The sequence below is a fragment of the Pseudomonas sp. A125 genome (assembly GCF_055409485.1).
Map to the genome: position 1 here is coordinate 213425 of NZ_JBUZVP010000011.1, position 19239 is coordinate 232663.

The following is a 19239-nucleotide window of genomic DNA, read 5'->3' on the forward strand; positions in this document are numbered from 1 at the left end:
CCCCCCAAACCTATTGCTCGGTTGCAGGTTGCGCAGCATCCAGCTCAGCCGCTTGCTCTGGCGTACGAGCGAAAGGAGGGATGTGTTCGAGCATCTGCTGGCGGTCATGAGTTTCTCGATCAGCCGCAGCGGACGGCAACATCTGCATGCCGATCAATTCACGACTGACCTGGGCGTTCGAAGAATCGACCATGTTTTGAAACTGTTCGCTGATCCTGGCGTTTCTGACCTGGTTCATGATCATTGGCACGGCATGAACTACAGCATTGATCTGGTCGAGAGTGTCTGCTCGATCCATCGAATATTGTTCGGCTGGTGTAGGAACGCCAGTGATTCGGGAGACCAAGGGCGAAGCGACGTTCCAACCGATGTTTGCTGCACCAGAGCCGATGAAGCCAATCAGCACTGCTGCGCTTAACATTTCAGCGAAAGTGAACAGGGTTCTCCGGAACGGGTGCAGCTTTTTGCGAGCTTCGGCTTCGTCCTCGGCTTTGCGTTTTGCACCCAGGTCGCGAGCTGCAGATATCATTTCGACCAGCTTGTCTGCTTCTTCACGGGTAGTGAAATGAGCGACTGTTTTCGAGCTGGAGTGGTCGGCAACCACGTAGGAGAGAGGTTGCTCGTAGCCTTGGCGGGTATCTACCTCGTCCAGAGAGCGGAGTGAGTAGCTGAGGCTGCCATAGCCGCTTGCGATCTCAACAGCAAAACCCGGAGCCAAAAGTCTTATCGACCCACGCTCGCTTGCATCGACAGTGATATCAGATGCCGTTGCAAATATTGTTGGGTTGCTTTCCATGTGAGGATCTCAATGAACTAGTGATGCCTCATTTTGAAGAGTTGCGCCCTCTCTGCAACCCAAAACCATGTTATGGAATTCCGGATAAAATTCCATGCTCATGACGACTACGGATCAGGAAGGACACCCGATGCTCGATTTGGCACCGAAAACGACAAGTTGAAGAAGCTCCAGAGCCCGTGCCGTATCGATCTCGCTCAGCTCGTCTCGGAAACAGCAGGGGCATGGAATTCCATCGTCTCCCGATGCAGATGGCGAGGAAGTACACTCTTGTGAACTGCCAAGCCACCCGCATTTCTCGCACTCTGCCAGGTAGTAGCGCGAATTAAGTGGCACACGTCCAAGGCGGCCCTGGTGCATTGCAGCTCGCAGCACAAAGCCTTCGTCTGAAGGGGCATCAATGATGGCCTTGAGGTCGGCCGGCTGGATCAGAATTGGGCAGCCCAGTGATTCGGGGTGGTCTTCACCATCACCCTGCCAGACCCAGATGGAAGGCTCATCACTCTGGTACAGGCGGTATAAGTTGAGCTCAGCCTGCAGTCGGGCGATCGTTTTATCCTGCGCTTTCGCATGCTGAACCAGACGATCGAACTTGTAAGCAGGGACAGAGCGGCCCTGCTCAGTTGAATTCGAGCTGTCCTGAACGGGACGGATAGTAACGCCAGCCCGATTACCTGAGGTGCATGCCTTTCGGTTGATATCCACCTGATGCACTAACTCATTTGCGATCTGAATGCAGTGCTCTGCGTTGAAGGAATGACATCCGCCTGCAGAGGGCCCATCATTCAGCAGCTGGCGTATCGCCTTGGAACCCTGACTGATGCAGTGATTGAAGCCCTCGATATCCCATGCGGCCGGGCTGGAGGGCTCCGCAATGTGAGTTGAGTTCAGCATAGCGAGGAAGCTTTCGGCGGCGCTTTTATCGACTTCCGGTGAGGCAATGAGAAAAGGCTCCACTGTCTGCTTCAGTGAAGGCCACAGCAGCTTCAGGGCCTGGAGTGTATTCAGTGAATGGTCGCTGTCGTTGCTGTCTACGGACGTAGTTGCTGAAGTCATTGGCTCAACTCGGTTTTAAAGGATGGGGTGGCTGATCGTTAAGTCAGCCCTTCGAAAACAATATGCCGAGATGACTCGTGCCAGAACCGGGTCAGGCAGATCCTGCAGTGACAATTCCAAGCTGTTGGCCAGCCTCTCGGACTAGGTCGAGTGAAGCGTTGTCATACCCCCAATAATTGAACTCGCGTTCACCTGGTGGGACTGTTTTAAAATACTGATGTCGGATCTGATCCCCCGACAGAACAAAGTCACGGATCGCCCGCACGAAGTCCCTCAATCCGCCCCCATGGCAGAAGTCTGGCCAGCTTCCATCGCTGTGCGTATCAACGACTTTCTGGGTGTACTCGTCCAGGATCAGTACGCGTTCGTTGTGTAGGCTCAGTTCTGCAATCCGTCCGCTGGCTTTGTGCAGGAAGAACTGCCGGCCATGACTGGCAATTGCGTTTAGAAATGAGTTGGCGATGGCGAGACGATGCTCTTGAGTCTCTGAGAAGGTTGTCACGGCGGACTCCTATACTGGATGTGGTAAAGGGCAAGATCAGCTGAAAGGCAGCATTTCTGGCAGAACATCTATGGCCTCGAACTCTCGTCCGGCTGCATTCTCCGCAGCGCGTGTGCGGGCCAAAAGCCGCTGGGGTATCAGTGACTGGGCGTCTGACCAGGCGCGGCATCGGTGAGCAGGGAAAGCCCCCAGTAGTTGCGGAAAGGACATTATCCCTTATAGGGAAGGCCCCCCAGCGAAAACCGAGGTGCCTAAAATCACGCCTCAAGCTGCTGCGCTTGTTGCTTCGTAGTCAATTCTGTTCTGAGTGTTGCCATTCCAGCCGCGGGGCTTTTTGTCATCCCGGTATTTGAGGCTGAGGATTGCCGAGTGGCTTTGGGACTGACCTTTGCTCAGATGCGCCAGGTGGGTCTGGGCGTCGCGGTAGGTCATTTGTTTGCATTCCTCGAAGAGGACTGAATCGCTGCCGCTGGCGGCGATGACCAGGTTCCCGACGAAGCTGACTTTTCGGATCAGAAAGCGAAAGTCATAGAGCGCTGCCATGGTGTTTCTCCGTTAGGTTTCGATGAGGTCATCATCAGCCCCTACGGGGTGTGGCAGAAGCGGCTAAAGCGAGTCAATTGGGTGCCTATCTCAAAGGACAGGCACCCCCACAATTACTGGGTTGGTTACTCAGCTGGCTTTGCTTTCTTGCGGGTGGGTTTCTTCACAGGCTCGGCCGGTGCGAGCTTTTGAACCGCTTCGCTGATTGCAGACTTGTTCTGGTCGATCCAGCTAGATTCAGGAGCAGGGTCAGCATCGATTTGCAGCGTAACTTGGTCCACCAGCCTGGGATTGAAACCACGTGGCAATCGGCTTGCTGGCGACAGGTTGAGCAGGTGGCGTGTCCAGTATTGCTTCCATTGCCCTTTCGGGCGGGCGAATTCCGCAGCGACCATGCCGGCCACCGATGACTTACCAGCGCCACCCTTGGAAAACAGGTTCGCCTTGTTGCTGAAGAGATGTGCCTTGAGCGTTTGAGTCACTGATTTATCCTCAAAATCTTGTCGTGCCGGCGACGGTCTTGCCGACGCCAGCGTGGTTGAAGTGTACCGCAATGCCTTCAAGGGGGCGTGCAGGCCGGTAGTCCAAGGGTGCTGGCCCCTTGATACAAAGTGTGCACGGTGCCATCCATAAGCTGCACCTGAACCCACGAGTGCCCATCGCATGTGTAATTGAAGGCTAGCGCTTCGGCCGTCATTGCCTTGGCCTTAGCGAGCGCCTCATCGTAGGTAGCCCACTCATGGCTGTCGGACTTGAAAGTCAATACTGTAGGGGTCGAAGCGTTCGGACCCTCTGTGCCGTACTCAACGTTAAACGGTGGCAGGAAGACGGAAACGTGGAGGTTCGGGTCCTCATACCAGTCCGGAAGATCCTGCCCCAAGCTGGTGCCAATCACCGCCAAGGTGTAAGCGTGAACGAGGCTGGAGCCCATGTAAGATTGACCGTCAGGTGTCTCGACCAACCAACGGCCAGTGCCGATTGGACGGCTAGACAGCTGCCACTGAGCTACCAAGGGCATGATGGCGAGGAGGGTGTTAGGGTTACTGACAGCTTTTGGGGTGTCGAAAGGTCCAAACTCGCGGCGATTGAAAATTATGTCGCACTGCCAATCATCCCACGGGGCGCGAATAAGGCCTTTCTTCGAGGGCTCAAGTGCAATAGCGAGGTAGAGGCTGAGCAGGTTGCCTTTGAGATTCTGGAGTTGCATATGAGTCACCAGTTGAAGTTGATGACCCATAGTCCGTCTGGATTGGATGTGGCAGAAGCCTCACCAGCCGCGATTTCTATTCAGCTTGGTCTGCTCCATTTGGTTGGCCAGAAAGGACTTCGCTTTAACATCCAGCTGCTCGCATGCCTTCGCACTCCCGTCGCCCCATTCCATGACTGAGCCACCACCCGGATTCGCGCCATGCCAGCTATTTTGAGCGGCTTCCTCAGTGGCGTGACCGGTTGAGACCCACTCAAACTGGTCCCCGTACTCGACGTCCCATTCAGAATCGTGGTCATCGTCATCATCGTTGATAGGCCAGCACTCATAGAACGCCAGCGACCACTTGCCATCCTTGGACTGCCAACAAATGTTTTCCCGGTTGAAGCTCATGCTCTTTTCCCAGCTATTCGATAAGGGGCCGGCAGGGCTGGCCGTTACTATAGGGGTGGATGCGCCTTAGTAGTCTTCGTCGTCCTGAGCGATTTGAGCCATTACCCAGTCCCAATAGTCGGGGACTGTTTGTTCACCAACGGGGTTTGCTGCGCTCCAGTCCGAGCGCAGGTAGTGCTCGTGCTCGCCAGCCTCAAGGAACTTGGCCACGAGCTCGCTGCGAGATAGCCCGAAATCCTCGTAGTCGTAAGGGAGTGAGCCGGTATTGGTGTACACCTCAGCTGTGGATTTGTTCGGGGCGAATGTGGCGGTAGAGGTAGGATTATTCACGGTTAGCTCCCTGATTTTATGAGCTATATTCCGTCGAAATTAAGGGTGCCAGAACCCTCCCGCTCAGAAATTCAGTGAGCGACCGATAGACCCTCAACTCTACGAATCTCAGGGTCGGATCGGAATGCCGGGGGCCTGACCGCACGTGGTTGCTGAATTAGGATTGAGCACACTCAATTTTCGAAGCGACCCAGTTCCAGTAGCCCTGCAAGGTGTCACAATTCAAGACCTCGTATCTCCAGTCTTCCTTCGTATACAGGCCATGCTCACCTGCTGCTGAATACTTCGTCGACAATTGCAAAGCATCCAGTCCAATGTCTGGTTTCCGTTGCAGCAACAGGGCGGGGATACCTGCGACGAAACCCTCAAGCAGGGAAGCAAAACCAGGGGCCCCGGTTTCCGCCCAGCCATAGACCTGATCTTTGGGTTCAGCAAAATTGTCGAACCGCACCCTGCTCAGTATTTCGCTTGACGTGGTGTGTGAGAACTCGAGAATGCAGACATCGAAACATTCAAGCAGTGGCTCAAGTTCCTCTGCAGTTTGAACCGGGTGGCGGTCGTGAGAGTAGTTGCAGACTGCTTTAAGGGTCCAGCCTGCGATCTTGAGGGTGTTGATGAGAGCGTGGGCCATCATCACTGTTGTTGCTTCTGGCGTTGGTTCTGACATTTGGCACCTCCTGATTTTGAGGATCCCAGGATGCTTGGCTTAACCGTGTGCCAGAACCAGGCGAGGAATGAATGTTAGAGAGGAATTGCAGTTCCACTCAAAGTGCAGGCGACGTCTCAGGCTTCAAATATTCCGGAGAGATAGCGTCGGCGGGTATGTCCAGCCCCCACCACTCAAGTACCTTCTCGCGGAAAAGGGCCCAGTCAGCTACGGTGGTCGAACCGTGGGTACAGAGCCTGCACTCTGGCGAGCCAGCAAGCTGTTCGGTAATAGTGTTGTGAAGGTCGATACCTCTCTCACTGAACCGTCCGACAGTGCTGGCGTCGCTGCATTGGACCCAAATTCTGTCCCGCAGCGGGGTGGTTTCAAACCAATATTCGAGAGCCAATTTCGTTACTCCGTAACTGGCCATTTCGGCCCGTGTGACACCAGATTTTACCCGTAGGCGTGGATTGAATCCAAGGTGAGGCTCTTAATCAGGGCTCACCGTTCCTCGGCGAGGATCTCATCGATCAACTCGCCTGTAAGCATTTCCATTTCCGCAACGCGCGCTTTGGTACCGGTGACGGTATCGAGCTGCTCAAGGTAGGCATTGAGGTGGCGGTATATGGCCAGCGGCTTGGGCGGTGCTGTCACCTCTTTGTAGAAGGGGCTAGTCATCCCGAGTTCGTAGGCAAGACCGGATAGAGCAGCTATCACGACCTCTTCAGCGGCGAGTGCCCAGTTCAAATCCAAGGTGCTGATGTCGACCCTATCCAGTAGGCACCCATTTGCCCGGAACCTCTGCGTTAGCTTGCTGGATGTAGGAAATCTCTCACCACGGGTATGCTCAATAGCCAGGACGTCGATGTACTCAGCAACCAGTTCTCGGTCCTGCCTCAGGCGTGTGTAGTTTATTAGTCGGCCGGCGTGGAAAATTGCGCTAGGACCACCACTGTTGGCTTCCACGATATCACTGTCGCTGCGATGTCCTTCCAGATCGCTGTAGTTCATTTCTGTACGCAGATCACCGAAGCAGCTGAGGTCAGGGTTTCCTGCCTCTAGCTGGGCGTCACAAGGCTCCAGAAAGATAGCCTGCAGAACGTCCATACGGCACGTGAATTGGGAGGGGAAGGTGAGCATGACCCCCTTAACGAAGACGTCGACGTTGTTAAGTGCGGGGCGGGCAGTGATGAGGTCCATAATTATGTCCTTATGCGAATATGCTTATGCTGCGGTCACTTTGCCAGTGCCAGAAGCCCATGGCAGGTAGTTAAGCTGGCCGCCAAAGCCCCATCCCCTATTACATACCCGCTTTTGAAATGACGAAACTGGATGCAGTCGGGGAGGACGCTGAATGTATCGATATTCGGTAACAGGGTTTTGGGTTGCTGTACTGCTGCTGTGCTTTATGTTGGAGGTCTTCTTCAATTGCAGGAGTCACCCATGCAAGTCAGTCAATTCAAATGGGACCGCTTTCATCAAGTCGATGTGTTCAGCCTGGTCGAGGGTGATCAGGTCATCGTTGCAGGCAGCATGGTCACCGTAGCAGCCCCAGCTTATGAAAAGGATGGTCAAGTTCACCTGCCGGCCGCGCCAATCGAGCAAGCAGTAATTTTGGTAGACTTCTCCGATACGGCTGCAACTCGCGCCATGGATTACGTAGGGTCTTCAGTCCATGACTTCGGGGACGGTACGGCGATCATTGCCGAACTCGATGGGTCTACAGACCTGGTCTACTCACCTCGACTGCCCAAAGCAGAGCTAGAAGCTTTCTGCCAAGAGCATCTTGAGCGATATCGGGCGTTTAACTCCCAGCACAGTGAAGCTATCGAGGAAGGTGAACCGGTTCCCATGGAGCCATGGTGGGCTTGATACGAATCATCACCCCTCGCTCTCAATGAGTTTTGATTTGAGTGAGGGAGTGGGTTGACCCAGATAGGGTGTTATTGGCTGATAGTACGAGATACAAGCTGGTTTCAGAGTTCAGAATGCCCTATGGAACGTCTCATTCTGGCTTCGCAGATCCCTGCGCCGCTAGTGACGCCAGCAGCTTATCTTTGGCGATCGACACAGTAGGAATTCCCGCATAAAACCGATAGATCTGATGGGTTACAGATTCGGCTTCTTCTCCGGTATCTCCTGCCCTGATGGAGAAAGAGTCACGCTCCTGCAGCTCGATATCGGTGATCGCCGAGAGTTCAGGCTTCAGCAGGAAGCCCTTGAGCAGCACTGAGCCGAACTTGGTTTGACCTTCAGGGGAAAGCCTTTGGTATCCATCCCAAACCATCGCGTACTGCCGTGCGCTCATCTCAGAGTGCTGCCAGTAATAATCTGAGCTCTTAGAACCAGCCCAAATCGCGCAGCCGGTTGCCAGGATGAAGAACCAAGTGCTGGCAAAAATGGATTTCTTGGTCGCTGCAATTGGTTGTTGAGGTTGTTCGGAGAACATTTGAGTCCTGATAGTGTTTAACCGGGGGCACTCAACGAGATCGAATGCCGAACGTCTGGTAAAGAAGGATGAGGCCTCGGCTGTAACGGCGGTATTCCTCATCGGTTTCGAGGTGGTCAGCATACCCAACCCCGAACTCTCGAGTAAGCCCTTTGCGTAACACCCAATCGATGAACAGTGGTCGCATCACCGTTTCTGCGAGTCCGCGCGTTTCGTGCACCCAGCACAGTTCGGCCGCCGGCGTGACTACTTGTACCAGGGAGCCTTCACCCTGGATGTACTTTACGGCCCAAACATCTGGCGTCGTATCCATAGCAATAGAGAACCAGATATCTCCGCTGGGTTGATCACTGAGCTTCGTTAGCGAGCGTTTTCGATAGGCATTGCTGACCATGCCTTCAAAAGCGAAGCCAGGCGTGAAGGTCGCACGATCAGTACCAACAATCAGGCGAGGTCCGAAATAATCCAATTGATCCCGAAGGATCTTGGACAATTCCGGGCCAAGCCGGCGCATGTAAAAAGGCTCGACGTAAACTTTAGGCTTGTCGGTCATAGGATTCCTCAAGTAGGAATGGAGTGGTCGGGTAACACTGCTCGGTGAGACCCAATATCACGGCACTACGTGGGAACAACGGAAAGCCTGCCCAGCGCCTGGTGACGCTTCAACCGATCAGTTGTAACGGGAACACCATCTGCAAAGTCGCGAAAGAGGCGAGCAGCTTCTTTGTTGACCAAGCCTGGCAGCGCGGACGCATTGGTAAGTGCAACCAAGCAAACAAGGCGGATTGCAGCATTAATCCGACTTCGCTCCGTGTCGACCTGGGATGGGTCAACCGGGAAGGGCCGGCGCGCTTGATCTATGGCCACGAGACACTGGTGAGTGGTGATGATGGAACTAAGGTCTATATCGGTCCCCGCGAGAACCTCGGCAAGAAGCGAATTGATTTCATCAGTGCGAGGTAGGACATTTTCAACGTAGCTCATTGGGGGATCACCCACTGACAGCGAGCTCCAGATAATAACCCAGGGGGAGTGCATTCCATTCCGGACGTAGGCATCGAAATTCAGCAGGCTCGTGTGACCTCAAGCCTGACCTTTTGTAATCAGGCGTTGAGAGGGATAGAGCAAATAGCCTACAGGGACTTACTTCGGGTGCTACCGGGGTGAGAGGGCTCGTGCCTCAGCCACTGCTGCACGGAACGCATCCTTGCCGTCCAATCCCATAAACTCAAAAAACTCCTCCTTAGGCAGGGCATTCAGCCAGCTACGGTATTCCTCATCCGACATGTCGTCGATCATGTCGGCTAGGCTCAGGAGCTTAGGTAGCAGGCTCTTGTAAGCGTCGTTCTCGCTCAGATCCTCAGGCGCAGTGGGTGCTGATGTCGTCACCTCGTTCTCGCCTTGTGCTGACGTTTTGCGTGATGAATATCCAAGTGCGATCTGGATGATCATCCGCTCAGCTTCCTGGAACTCATCACCCTCGACTGCGAAAGCCATGCAAATGCTGGCCAGCTCATTCATCAAGCTGCTCGGTGGTAGCTTTCCGTGCTTTCTCCAATGGAGGACATCGGCGGACAGCTGGCTTAAGTTTGCCTCCACAAAACCGCGGGCGGCCAGTCGTTGAATCTGTGCAGTCATGGGTACAGGCCTCACTTAGTGATTGGGGTCATTCAATTGGAGCCAGGTTCACCGCGCTCAGCATGTTGTTGTGAGCATTACCAATTGTTGGGATGTATGCGACGGCGTGGCCTTCAGCATTCGTCCAGCGAAAGGCCAAGTAGAAATGGTACTCAAGAGGACTGGCAGCGCCCGGCCAGCCCGCCAAATATCCTTCAGCAGCTACATTGCCAACGTTATGACCGCCCCATGGGCGAATACCGGCGATCTGAATTGTTGTAGCGTTTCGAGCGCCTTCCATCTTCTCCCGGATCTGAGCCTTGTTGTGCGGGTGCATAGGCCTTTGGGGCATGAAACGACGAATCTGGCGGATTTCATTCCTCAGAATTTGCTTCCAGAAATAGGGGCGGTCGACCTCCAGTCGAAAATCAAGGCTGACCAGATCGCCGACCTGGAATTTCGGTGTAGGCATTGTGGCTTCAGCTGAGCTGAATGGCTGAGTAGGGGAGGTGACTCGTGTCATTGGTATGGCCTGGGTGCTTGTAATGTGTCAATCCTAAGGGGCATACGGCTGTGCCAGAACCCTAGGTCATGAGCAGCTGTTTTAATCACGCTCGATCAGTGGCGCGAGCAGTGCACGGTATGTTTTGGCCTCCGCCACTGACTCAAGAATGTCAGGCAAGGCTCGATGCTGCTGGCGCTTCGAGGGTTCGAAGGAGGGGGATACCGTTTTCAGGAATTCTTTCACTGAGGAGATATCCAGATTCCGGTAGTACAAGAAGTCGTGAAGTTCCGGCATCTGGGCTTCGATGAACATCCGATCGAAGTGGATGCCACTCCCACACAGCGGCTCGACTTTCTTGGTGACACCGTTCTGCCGGTAGAACTGAATCAGTTGGTGTTCCGCGGCCTTGAGAGTAGTGAAGGACTTGACCACCTCATCGAAGAGTCCGTTATTCGTATGCATGCGCGTGACAGCCTCATCACTGAGCTCGAGGACACGAACCATGGGCTGCTGGATCACGATTGAGGTACTGGCCAGCACAGTGAAGTGTTCATCAGTGACCACTGCCCCAATTTCGAGGATACGGTGTTCGTAAACTCTACGGTCGAAGAGCTCAGTAAAGCCTGTGGTTTCCAGGTCAAGCCATGGGAGCCTGCGTTGAGATCGGGTCATTGGGTCATCCTCCATAAATTGATGTGCCCATTGTCCAGCCGGCTTGGGTGTGCCACCACCCAAACTACGCTGCCATTCACTCGTTAAAACTGGCCCTCGGGTCAATGCAATGCTCCGGTGGAATTCCAGCTAGAGTGCGAATGGCATCGAACTCCTGAACCGCCGCCCACGCCCCGTTACCCGGATCAATGCGCCCTGATACGTACACTGGGAAGGGGACGCGCTCGACTTCACCGTATGCCCTGGGATTGGCGAGCATTTTGGCCAACTGCGACTCGTGATCCAGATAGGCCTGCTTGTTGAATTGAGCAACCAGTTCCTCTGTAAGGATGTCAGCACCGCACGCGATCAGGCCGACCTGGCCGTTCACCAGCCGCTCGAATGCTGCCTGGTCTTGATGGTAGACATTTGGGTCGTACTGTTCAGGTGTGAGGCGGATAGACAGTCGGTGCTTGGCACCGTTGCTCAGCTGTACCTGGTAATGGTGCTCACCGCGATATGCGCTGAGGAAGTTGAAGACAGGGGATGTGGTGCGCATGGTCAGCTCCGGAGTTTGATGAGGACCATGCAATCGTAAATGCCCCTGCTAGTGCCAGAAGCACCAAGCTTCGCCAGGGGCGTTGGCACTAACAGATCTACTTGTAGCTTGCTGCCGCATACAAGAATACTAATACCAAAACGATCACACTCGTACTAAGGATTCCAAATGTAACTGAACGCATGCTCTTCCGTGTGTTGAGCGCAAATGTCGGGATGTATGTCATCACACCGAAAATCAACAGCAAGCTAACATACCCCAATAGAATGGAGAGCAGGCTAGGATCGTTACTTGAAAATAAGAACGGAATTGCAGTGATGCTTATGAATATCAGGCAAAGGTCAGCGCCAGTGTCGACTACTCGCCTCAATACGTCGTGACACCATAGAAAAGCCCCATTTTGAGGCTCTTCAGTGCTATAAAACAAATATGTGATGCAAGCCAGGATTGCGCTTCCAGCCAGCATCAGCGTGATTGTGCTGATGCCTATCTGCTCGTCTAAAACTTTGTTCCCAAACACCGACAAACTTTCAGCCTGGGTGATGAGCGTGAGCAGTCCCCCGAGTGCGAAATAGAAGATCATGAAGCCGGCACGGTCGGCCAGATGCTTTTTCAGGTATCCGAAGTTGAAGCTGATGTCCTCTCGGATTGGAAGGATTATCTTGCTGCGCACTGAGTTAAAGCTGCGTTTTAAACGCTCAAAAAAGACTGCCATAAACATCCCTATCGTTGTGGAACGGAAGAAACCGATCTGTCCTAATTCCCAGACTCTTGTGGGCAACTAGCCCCGCTTAGAAATCGACGTACGCTCGGCCACCAAGTTAGCCCTGTGCCGGTCTAGAGCCATATCCAGCTTCGACGCGGCGCTCTCAAGGTTAGTGCTTAGCTGGCTGGCGGGGGCGAACACGTCCCCCGAGCTTGAAAGCTGCAGAGCCCTCAATTCTGCAAGGGTCAGTGTAACCTCAGACTCCGACTCAAGCTCCTCTTGGGTGTATTCGCTGAACAGTGTCATGCCTAGTATCCACTTCCTCAGTTGGGAATTCATTATCCCTGCCACCTGAGCATTGGCTAGCCAAAGCGGAGGCCTGAAAAAGTTTTCACAGCAGGTTCTGGCACGCGAATTTTGATGTGAGGATTGCCTCCTCAACGAATGCTGCCATCCGAAAGCGCCGGTGGCAGTGAATCAACGCAAGGCGCTTGTACCAACTGGAGATTCAAACGTGGTCACTCACTACTCGCAAGACCTTGGCACCTCTTCCTGCGGCCGGACCGGTTCAACCCTGGCCATCACCCAAGAACGTGGGCAAGTCTCGTGCAAGACGTGTCTGCGCTCGATGGAGAAGGCAGCACCAACACAGCTGACTGAGGGCCAGTCCGCGCCAGCTCAACAACCAAAGCCGCTGGTCACTCAACCTCAGCGATCGGTACAGCACGCGTCGTCCAAACTTACCGCTCGTGCATCCTGGGGTAATCGTCTGGCGCAGATGCCCGGTCGCAACCGCATGCCGCGCGGCAATGCTCAACAGGTGTACATCTGACTTTCCGCTAGGGCACCTAGACGGGTGCCCACTACACTTCCACAACCCTTTGAGTGCATCACTCTCCAAGCTGACGCTCTCAAGCTCGTTGCCCGCCTCAACAGGATCCTTGTTATCTCCTATCTCTTCACAAAACGTGAACTAATTTTGCTGTCTGACCTGCCCCATCAGTAAGGCGGAAAGTTCTCCACCTGATAGTTCCAAGCCTCCATTTGCTTTTTCTTTGCCATGTACTCAGGTGTCTGGGCAATCCCGTGCTCGTCGATGCCGTAGCGTTGCTCATCGCTCAGCATGAGGGGTAACACGTACACCACAAAAACCACCATTGCAGCGCCTACAACAGCTGAGAAGCCCAGGCCGAATACTAATCCGCTTACAACCATGCGCTCACTCCTAAAAGAGATCCGGTAACTCATTATTGTCCGCAGCTAACCGTGTCGCCAGCATTCCCGGCCTATTGGATGATATTACGGGACATAATTGCTCTCGACTGAGAATTGGTCACCCTTGGCTTAGCCCACAAAAACATGAATGACTAACGCAGTCAGAAGGGTCGAGCCAATCCATGCCAATACACCAAGGATCCAGGCGGGAAGCCCCTGTTTGAAAGGGTCCCAACCCCATGTCCAAAGTGCAACCATAGGAAGCCAGTGCAGTCCCGCCTTAGGGACATCCTGCATGTTCCCACCGATCACAGCAGTAATTGCTGCCAGAACGAGGAGGGTGGTTAGCAACCACCTTGCTCCCCTGATTGTTCGCTCAAGTGGAGGCTCTACTAGCTCAATGCCGAGTACCTTCATACCGGCAGCGCCAATTTGATGGCTTGAACTTTTGTGGGCCTGGTGTAGGACTGTTTCAGAATTGAGCCTGGCAATCTCATGGGGAATCTCTGTCACGATGTGAGGCCATTTATAGGCTAGACATCGCTCAGCGCCAAACCAAAATGACAGGCTCGAATTTACGCTGATCGCAGAATATGCGGGGGACCTGCGACGGAATGGAAGCCCTCCAGGTACTCAGCATGCTGCCGGGTGCCTGCCTTCAGGTTTTTGAGCGCCGATTCCTGAAGGCTGAGGCCATCTACCCTGGCCCGCTGGCCTTCGCGGTAGGCCAACGATTTTCTATCTTGGGATCTGATCATGATTGACTGCTGTGTTCGGCTCTACTTTCTAGACGAAGAAGTATCGGCAGGATTTATGTCAATTTGAGGGCCGCGCTTATGTATACCGCCTATGGGGGTGGCCCGCGTTGATCTCGGCTACTATTTTCGACCTGACGCTATTGAGCGCCAGCCCAAGTATGTTCGAGCCGCGCCAGTTGCGCCGGTCCAGGATGCGTGGATTGGACTCCCAGAGTTTTACGCCATAAACCCCATCACTCCCGCTTGCCTCAACAAACTCAAGATCACCTGTGTTGATCATTTCAAGTTTGAGATCCTCATGCTGAGTGAACTTGGCATACAGAGCATGTAGAAGGATTGCTTCCCGCCTCTCAACCCAAACAGCCTCGACGAAACCATCGACCTTGCGCCCAATAGCTTTCTGTTCAGCGGGATCATGGGTAGCCATGATTTCCGCAGCGCGGACTTCATCTCCAAAGAGGCGGGCCTTCGCGAACATGAGCATCTGTTCGACGCAATTGAAGATAATCCCCTTGACCGTGAACGGGCGCAGGTACCAGTTGCTGTATATCTCGCTCTTGTGGTGGAAGAGCAGGAACCCATTAGCAACCTTCACGGCCAAACCTCGGACAGCAATAGCTCCACAAACGTTGCCTCACCACTGAAACTACACGAAGCGAATTGACCGAGACTCCACCTAAGCGCCCGCACATCAGCCAAGCAGTCTAGGGTTTCTATGGGCGTTAGTGTGAATGAGATAGTCACAGTCATCTGCAATGGCCTTTGGCGAGGGTGTTTGGGCCAACCTAGGTTGGCCCCGTGATCTGCAAGCCTTAAGCCGCAGCGTTCTCAGATTTGTGCCCGAGGCTTGCTTGGAAAGATCGCAATGCAAACAAACGGTCTGCATAGGCGGACAGATCACGGAATGTTTTGAGGCTAAGCCCCGCTTGTTTTGCCGCCCAAAGCCAAGGACCAATTGTGACGTCCATTACGCTGATTTCATTGCTCGCGAAGTAGGCGTACCCCTGAACCATGCTATCCATTTGTTGCAGGTACTTACGCATGCTTGTCTGTGCGGCAGCGTCACCTTCTTTGGCAGCTTCCAACAGGGGGAAGAGTTGCTTATGAAAGGAGCGGACCTGCTTGCGGTAGATGGCACGACTAGCGGTGTTGGCAGGGAGCAGTGGGGGCTGGGGGTGTTGCTCGTCGATGTACTCGATGATGATGTCGAGTTCGCCGGTTGTCACGTTCCGATCACTGAGCGCCGGGGACTCAACGACATCGACTGAAAGCGCCAGATCGGCATGCTGGGCCATGTCCAGCTCGATGTATTCCAGACCTTTGACTTCGGCTGCAAAGCGGACGATATGCGATTGTACGCAGCTAGCAGAAGTGAACAGTTTGGTAGTTGAGGAAATGGACATTTGTGTAGCTCCGGATTGCTTGGCTGATGGGTGTATATTAAAAGCTCTTGTGTGTGCCACCAGCTACCGAGCCCGGAATTAATGACTTTCGCATACCCGATCTTGGGGAATGAATGTGGACCAACCCGGCTATTGGCCAGGTCGGTAAGTTGACTTGATTATGACGCTTTAGGCTGCCGTTTTTACGAGCGGCGGCGCCAAGTACACACCTTGGATTGCGCTTTCACGTTCCGATGTGGTCAACGACCACCCAAGGGTTTTTGCAATTGCATCAACTCCCTGTTCTGCCTGTTCGATTGTCGCGTAGTAGGTATGGATTCCAGCTGGGCCACGGGCCGTTTCCGCGATGTGTGCCACACGTTGCTTGCTCTGTGCTTTAGTCACGACCAGCACCAGTGCCGACAATGACGTGTGAGGGTAGTCCCCGCTGATTTCGCTAGCCACAGAGAAGGCGTCACGATCATTCAGATTTGATCCCATTCTGGCTGCGCGTGCCATTGCGCATTGCTCTTCGGAGATGAAGTCCAGAGGCGTTGCCGATTCAATTCCTGCCTCGGGGCTCGGATACACAGGCACACCGGAGTGCCAGCCATGGAAGCGGAGCTGCATCATGAAAACACCCCACTCTCGAACCGTCAGCTGTTTAGGCATCTTGGAATGCTCAGGCTTGAAGCGCTCGTAAAAAGCGTTGTCCAGGATTTGAAGCATCATTCGAACTGCACGGTTGCACACCTGGTGATCACAAGAGTCACTAGCGTTGCCTTCGGGCGTATCCGCGAATGCCTTCTCCTTGGCTGCAACAGGTAGGAGAAGGCGCAGCAGTTCAAAGGAGTATTCCAGGTACAGTTGATTGCGTGCAGGACTGAACGGCTTGCTCGCGATCTCCCCGGCGATGTGAGGCGCCCGGATGTCTGAAAGCAGCTTCACCAGCGACTCAACTGTAAATTTTGGGGTCTGGGAGATCATGAGGTTTGTCCTTGCTGATTTAATATGAGGCCAGTTTCAGTCTGTTTTTGCTGTGCCAGAAGCAACGGTGGCACTCATTTGTTCCCCTCAAATAAAGTGCCGGCAGCGGCCTTGATCTCCCAAGGCGGGGACTCAATTAAGGCGCTGCTGACCCATGAATCCGCAGTTCGGCCTTTGCTCGATAAGATCAGGAATTACTCAGGATAACGATGAAGTGATTCCCGCTGAAGGGGCCTTCCCCAATTGCAACCCTGAGCTTATCGACGACGTGCTCCCACCCGGGCATGTCGCTATCGGAGCCCTCACCGGTCATTGATGGGTCGACGAAGATTGCAACGTCAGCAATGTCGCCTTCGCTGACCGGGCCTTGCCGGGAATGCCATGTCATCGCCTGAGAGTTATTGAGCCAGCTGATGAATTCCGGCTGTGCGAACAACTCTGGTACGGACAGCTTGATGCCCGTGATAGTGCTGGGAACAGCTGATGCAATTGCGTGGCGGATTTGAGCGGACATGGACGAACCTCTTATTGAGTCGGATTGGGTGGTAGCTATGGCTTGCATGGGAAGCCAGCAATTACTGATGGGTGATCACCAGCTGTAAGTTGGAAGTCCGTCGACCGCATCAACAGCCTGGTCAAGCTGCACCCATGTCCCGCTCCAGGTTTGTCCGCTAGCTGAGCAGGGGAGATCTTTCGTTTTCAGCCATGCAGCGATGTCCTGGAGGCACCTAGGGATTTCCTCCCCCGCGGCAACCTTTTCCTCGATGCTTTTCAGGGAGATGAAGAAGCCGTACGGCCACGCTGCGCAGGGAACCCAGGCGTTCTCATTGCCCAAGGCTGTGAGCGTCGCTGCAACCTCTTGAGTCAGGTGGCTGGTGCTGATTACAGGAAGGGAGATCAACTCCATGGGGGCATACCTCATCGCTTGATTGATGAGCCATATTCAGGACGAAATCGGTGTGCCAGAACCCCATAATCGCTAGATAAACCGGGCAGATTCATTCCCCCGGGCAGGGCTTGTAATGGTTTCCCTGCCGTGTGCATATCGGCAAAGCCCTCGTGTAAGGTCGGGGTCTGGAATCGCGTGTCATAAGCCAAAAGGTAGCCCTACTTTTTGGCGAGGGGTGGGTACCTTGTTATATTGCCGCGAGACCGACAGGCCGGTACCAGCCCCGCAGGATCATTTACCTATTGAGGATGCAAATGCCAATCTCACTTTTTGACAGCGCGCCGCCGCCCCGGGATGTTACCCATCAGGTCCTGCAAATGGTCGTGTCCAATCTGACGGAACTGAGCATGCTGGCGGTGCCGCCTAGCAACTACCTCTATGAGATCTACAAGTGGGCTGTCCCTGCTGAGGTGAATCTCTACATTGATCGAATTGGGCAGGTGCCGATCGCTCCTGTTGAGTTGCTTGTGGCATTCGATGAAGAAACCCCGGGGCATGTCCTGGGGTTTCTGATGTACTTGCCTGTACCGACACATTCCGATGCTTGTGGTGTTACCTACATGGCTGTGCAAAAGACGCACCGAGGGCGCGGCATCGGTTCGGCAATGATGAAGAAGGCAATCGAACGGTACCCGCACATCGAGCTGACCTGCCCGGTAGCAAAGGTTGGCTTCTACGAGCGACTAGGGTTCCAAGTGCTTGATACCCACAACACCCAGGTGGTCATGAACACGAGGAGCGCCAGCACTGAGGGTCAGATGGCGATTGTGGATGTGGAACCGATTTACCGCTCCAGCCAGGCCCTTGAAATCAGAGACAGGCTTTTAGCGCGCTGGGGCCGGAAGGAGATGGTGAATGCTGAAACTCAATTGAACCGGCACGTAGCCCAGCTTCAACGGCAGGCCGTCGCGTTTGTCGGGGGCAGGCTGGGTACTGGAGTGAAGGCCTAGCCTCAACGCTCTATCGGGCCGCCAAAACGAGTCCCAGCGAATCGATTCGCTGATGTGCCTCTTCCAACGAATCGCAACAATCAATCCAGAAGTCAGGATCTGCTAGGACTGATATGGCGATCGGTGGAACATCCGGGGACGCTTCACTCTGAGGGCCTACAATGACTTGGGCGCCGCTGCGTAAATAGTTGGCCATGTCTGTGCGGGTTTCTGGAAACACCTTCAGGACGTGTGCATGCTGTGCTGGGGATAGCCCTTTAAGATCAGGCGGGGACGATAGAAGCTGTTTCATTCTATTGGGTTCTCATTGGCAGGGTTGACCGTCTTGCAACCGGGGGAATGGTAACCAGATTACCGGAACTCAGCGCACTGGCGGTCGGCTTCAGTTTGAGCAAGGCCTTCAGCTGCTTTGCCGGCCTCAACAAGGTCCGTGTACATTTCCTCAGTGTATCCCGATTGCGCCATCTCACCGTTGGACCAGCCGGCATTGAAGCCTGTGTCGCACTTGGAAACAAGAACAATCCCCCATACCTGATCGCTATCGTCCTTCTCGTCGGACGCATAGTGCGGACCTGATGAAACCAGCCCCTCGATCTCGTTGGACCAATAGAACTCTACCTGAGGCATGTCACGGCCGAGGAGGGTGAAGGGGATGAGCGGTGCGCTAGACATTTTGATTCTCCGCAGATGCTTGGATGGAGTAAGCATGAGAGCTGTTGCTGCGTGACACCATCACTCGCATAACTCTGGGCGCAGTCTTAGATCCACTAACTCTCCGAGGGTCAGCTCCCCGGCCAGGTACCGATTCAGTTCAGGCAATGGTTCGGACCCGACGCCAACACCGCTGAGTTCTTCTCGAAGCCTCAATTGCCGAAAAGCCAGTGCCCGGGATTGCTGCTCAGGGTTGAGGAGGGCGGATCTAAGAGTGCGCTCAACTGGGCGGTCTCAAGGAGCAAGTGCAACACCTCATGTAAGGTGTTGCCATGTCTACCCAATACAACCACCTGAGTACCGAGGAGCGCGTCACCATTATGG

The 19239-nt window shown here is 54.2% G+C and carries 28 protein-coding genes; 3 read left to right on the forward strand and 25 right to left on the reverse strand.

All coding sequences use genetic code 11. The features are described from left to right. Nucleotides 1-10: 10 nt before the first annotated feature. From ACZRN6_RS17350 to ACZRN6_RS17395, 10 genes are all read right to left on the reverse strand, one after another. Complete coding sequence (locus ACZRN6_RS17350) at nt 11-796, reverse strand: hypothetical protein (protein WP_194941096.1); 786 nt, start codon at nt 794-796, stop codon at nt 11-13. Nucleotides 797-910: 114 nt separating this feature from the next. Next, entirely contained in the window at nt 911-1852 is a 942-nt protein-coding gene (locus ACZRN6_RS17355; RefSeq protein WP_284184478.1) for a hypothetical protein, read from the reverse strand. Between the two features lie 91 nt (nt 1853-1943). After that, a complete protein-coding gene (locus ACZRN6_RS17360) occupies nt 1944-2354 on the reverse strand; it encodes a hypothetical protein (RefSeq protein ID WP_169922128.1) in 411 nt (136 codons plus the stop codon). 264 nt (nt 2355-2618) lie between these two features. Beyond that, nucleotides 2619-2897 carry a hypothetical protein gene (locus ACZRN6_RS17365; protein ID WP_078465982.1) on the reverse strand — a complete coding sequence of 93 codons (279 nt, stop codon included), beginning with the start codon at nt 2895-2897 and terminating at the stop codon, nt 2619-2621. 125 nt (nt 2898-3022) lie between these two features. Continuing rightward, nucleotides 3023-3379, reverse strand: a complete 357-nt coding sequence (locus ACZRN6_RS17370; protein ID WP_078465983.1) for a hypothetical protein — start codon at nt 3377-3379, stop codon at nt 3023-3025. Between the two features lie 77 nt (nt 3380-3456). Then, nucleotides 3457-4104, reverse strand: coding sequence for a hypothetical protein (locus tag ACZRN6_RS17375; RefSeq protein WP_078465984.1), 648 nt, complete (start codon nt 4102-4104; stop codon nt 3457-3459). Nucleotides 4105-4164: 60 nt separating this feature from the next. Next, nucleotides 4165-4497: a hypothetical protein gene (locus ACZRN6_RS17380; protein ID WP_078465985.1), complete on the reverse strand. Its 333-nt coding sequence runs from the start codon at nt 4495-4497 to the stop codon at nt 4165-4167. Between the two features lie 66 nt (nt 4498-4563). Beyond that, complete coding sequence (locus ACZRN6_RS17385) at nt 4564-4827, reverse strand: hypothetical protein (RefSeq protein WP_078465986.1); 264 nt, start codon at nt 4825-4827, stop codon at nt 4564-4566. A 157-nt stretch (nt 4828-4984) separates the two neighbouring features. Next, nucleotides 4985-5494 (reverse strand): hypothetical protein, encoded by a 510-nt coding sequence (locus ACZRN6_RS17390; RefSeq protein WP_194941099.1) that lies wholly within the window; start codon nt 5492-5494, stop codon nt 4985-4987. Between the two features lie 483 nt (nt 5495-5977). Continuing rightward, nucleotides 5978-6676: a hypothetical protein gene (locus ACZRN6_RS17395; RefSeq protein WP_078465989.1), complete on the reverse strand. Its 699-nt coding sequence runs from the start codon at nt 6674-6676 to the stop codon at nt 5978-5980. A 243-nt stretch (nt 6677-6919) separates the two neighbouring features. On the opposite strand from ACZRN6_RS17395, the gene ACZRN6_RS17400 reads away from it, so the two are divergent. After that, entirely contained in the window at nt 6920-7348 is a 429-nt protein-coding gene (locus ACZRN6_RS17400) for a hypothetical protein (protein ID WP_078465990.1), read from the forward strand. 133 nt (nt 7349-7481) lie between these two features. Here ACZRN6_RS17400 and ACZRN6_RS17405 read toward each other — a convergent pair whose 3' ends face one another. Together ACZRN6_RS17405 and ACZRN6_RS17410 are read right to left on the reverse strand one after the other, a co-directional pair. Continuing rightward, nucleotides 7482-7925, reverse strand: coding sequence for a hypothetical protein (locus ACZRN6_RS17405; protein WP_284184477.1), 444 nt, complete (start codon nt 7923-7925; stop codon nt 7482-7484). A gap of 31 nt (nt 7926-7956) precedes the next feature. Then, nucleotides 7957-8478 (reverse strand): hypothetical protein, encoded by a 522-nt coding sequence (locus ACZRN6_RS17410; protein ID WP_078465992.1) that lies wholly within the window; start codon nt 8476-8478, stop codon nt 7957-7959. Between the two features lie 44 nt (nt 8479-8522). On the opposite strand from ACZRN6_RS17410, the gene ACZRN6_RS17415 reads away from it, so the two are divergent. Continuing rightward, entirely contained in the window at nt 8523-8888 is a 366-nt protein-coding gene (locus tag ACZRN6_RS17415) for a hypothetical protein (protein ID WP_285685497.1), read from the forward strand. A 192-nt stretch (nt 8889-9080) separates the two neighbouring features. On the opposite strand, the gene ACZRN6_RS17420 is transcribed toward ACZRN6_RS17415, so the two are convergent. The 12 genes from ACZRN6_RS17420 to ACZRN6_RS17475 all read right to left on the reverse strand — a co-directional run bounded on the left by ACZRN6_RS17420 (nt 9081) and on the right by ACZRN6_RS17475 (nt 17212). Continuing rightward, on the reverse strand, nt 9081-9563 hold the full coding sequence (locus tag ACZRN6_RS17420) for a hypothetical protein (protein WP_078465994.1): 483 nt from the start codon (nt 9561-9563) through the stop codon (nt 9081-9083). Nucleotides 9564-9591: 28 nt separating this feature from the next. Further along, on the reverse strand, nt 9592-10014 hold the full coding sequence (locus ACZRN6_RS17425) for a hypothetical protein (protein WP_078465995.1): 423 nt from the start codon (nt 10012-10014) through the stop codon (nt 9592-9594). A 132-nt stretch (nt 10015-10146) separates the two neighbouring features. After that, on the reverse strand, nt 10147-10719 hold the full coding sequence (orn, locus tag ACZRN6_RS17430) for an oligoribonuclease (protein WP_078465996.1): 573 nt from the start codon (nt 10717-10719) through the stop codon (nt 10147-10149). Nucleotides 10720-10795: 76 nt separating this feature from the next. Further along, the gene (locus ACZRN6_RS17435; protein ID WP_078465997.1) at nt 10796-11257 is read right to left on the reverse strand and encodes a hypothetical protein; all 462 of its coding nucleotides are present in this window, start codon (nt 11255-11257) and stop codon (nt 10796-10798) included. 97 nt (nt 11258-11354) lie between these two features. Then, the gene (locus ACZRN6_RS17440) at nt 11355-11972 is read right to left on the reverse strand and encodes a hypothetical protein (RefSeq protein ID WP_153045978.1); all 618 of its coding nucleotides are present in this window, start codon (nt 11970-11972) and stop codon (nt 11355-11357) included. Between the two features lie 66 nt (nt 11973-12038). Beyond that, nucleotides 12039-12302, reverse strand: a complete 264-nt coding sequence (locus ACZRN6_RS17445) for a hypothetical protein (protein ID WP_169922141.1) — start codon at nt 12300-12302, stop codon at nt 12039-12041. A gap of 660 nt (nt 12303-12962) precedes the next feature. Further along, nucleotides 12963-13178: a hypothetical protein gene (locus ACZRN6_RS17450; protein ID WP_078466001.1), complete on the reverse strand. Its 216-nt coding sequence runs from the start codon at nt 13176-13178 to the stop codon at nt 12963-12965. Nucleotides 13179-14012: 834 nt separating this feature from the next. After that, nucleotides 14013-14531, reverse strand: a complete 519-nt coding sequence (locus ACZRN6_RS17455; RefSeq protein ID WP_011923119.1) for an NADAR family protein — start codon at nt 14529-14531, stop codon at nt 14013-14015. Between the two features lie 217 nt (nt 14532-14748). Then, complete coding sequence (locus tag ACZRN6_RS17460; RefSeq protein ID WP_078466004.1) at nt 14749-15339, reverse strand: glutathione S-transferase family protein; 591 nt, start codon at nt 15337-15339, stop codon at nt 14749-14751. A gap of 168 nt (nt 15340-15507) precedes the next feature. Continuing rightward, nucleotides 15508-16305 (reverse strand): hypothetical protein, encoded by a 798-nt coding sequence (locus ACZRN6_RS17465; RefSeq protein ID WP_078466005.1) that lies wholly within the window; start codon nt 16303-16305, stop codon nt 15508-15510. Nucleotides 16306-16492: 187 nt separating this feature from the next. Beyond that, the gene (locus tag ACZRN6_RS17470) at nt 16493-16819 is read right to left on the reverse strand and encodes a hypothetical protein (protein WP_078466006.1); all 327 of its coding nucleotides are present in this window, start codon (nt 16817-16819) and stop codon (nt 16493-16495) included. Between the two features lie 75 nt (nt 16820-16894). Continuing rightward, nucleotides 16895-17212: a DUF5983 family protein gene (locus ACZRN6_RS17475; protein WP_078466007.1), complete on the reverse strand. Its 318-nt coding sequence runs from the start codon at nt 17210-17212 to the stop codon at nt 16895-16897. A 296-nt stretch (nt 17213-17508) separates the two neighbouring features. On the opposite strand from ACZRN6_RS17475, the gene ACZRN6_RS17480 reads away from it, so the two are divergent. Continuing rightward, nucleotides 17509-18204, forward strand: coding sequence for a GNAT family N-acetyltransferase (locus tag ACZRN6_RS17480; RefSeq protein ID WP_284184476.1), 696 nt, complete (start codon nt 17509-17511; stop codon nt 18202-18204). Nucleotides 18205-18555: 351 nt separating this feature from the next. Here ACZRN6_RS17480 and ACZRN6_RS17485 read toward each other — a convergent pair whose 3' ends face one another. Further along, complete coding sequence (locus ACZRN6_RS17485) at nt 18556-18876, reverse strand: hypothetical protein (RefSeq protein WP_193069009.1); 321 nt, start codon at nt 18874-18876, stop codon at nt 18556-18558. Between the last annotated feature and the right edge of the window lie 363 nt (nt 18877-19239).